Raw genomic sequence first — 622 nt, 5'->3', positions numbered from 1 at the left:
CCCTGTAGCCGGTGGACGTGGTGGCGATGTTGGCGATGCCCAGATCCACACCGATGAACCCGTCCGGCTCATACTGTTCGGCTTCGGGCACCTCGCACGTGGCGACGAGGTAGAACACCCCGTCGCGCTGGAGGAGGTCGGATTCGCCTTGGCGGTGTGCCCGCAACATCGTGAGCGCCGCAGCCGAGCAGGCGAACGGCACGTTCTTGAGCCGCCCACCGGTGGTCCAGATGGACACGGTCTGCTGGTCGTACTGCCAGCTCAAACACCGGTCGTCAAACGGTTGGGCGGCCTGGGGGCCGAACGTGATCGGCTTGGACTGCGCCTTGCGGCGGCGCTGGGATCCCTGCTTGCCGAGGTTGCCGGCGCGGATGTTGGCTTCCAGTGTGGTGTAGGCGTCCCGCGTCTTCTTGATCACGTGTTGCGCGGCCTGCGCCCCCAAGCCTTGGGCCTTGAGTTCGGCGTAGGTGTGCTTGCGCAGTGCGTACTCACGCGGCACACCGTGCTCGAAGGCGACCTTGGATACCCAGTTCGCGGCCTCGTTGACCGTGCGCAGGGTCGACTCGAGTGCCGGTGCCTGCGAGGCGTCCGGTAGGAGTTTGACCTGCACGACCAGCTTCAC

The 622-nt window shown here is 66.1% G+C and carries 1 protein-coding gene; it reads right to left on the bottom strand.

Features of this window, described 5'->3' with window-relative positions; all coding sequences use genetic code 11:
* A partial coding sequence (locus ACSIH6_RS39395) for a nuclease/transposase family protein (RefSeq protein WP_488186070.1) occupies positions 1–622 on the bottom strand: 622 nt, incomplete at both ends.

Source organism: Nocardiopsis synnemataformans (assembly GCF_965343085.1).
In the GTDB taxonomy this organism is placed as follows: Bacteria; Actinomycetota; Actinomycetes; order Streptosporangiales; family Streptosporangiaceae; genus Nocardiopsis; species Nocardiopsis alborubida.
This window is presented reverse-complemented; position numbering and strand designations above follow the sequence as displayed.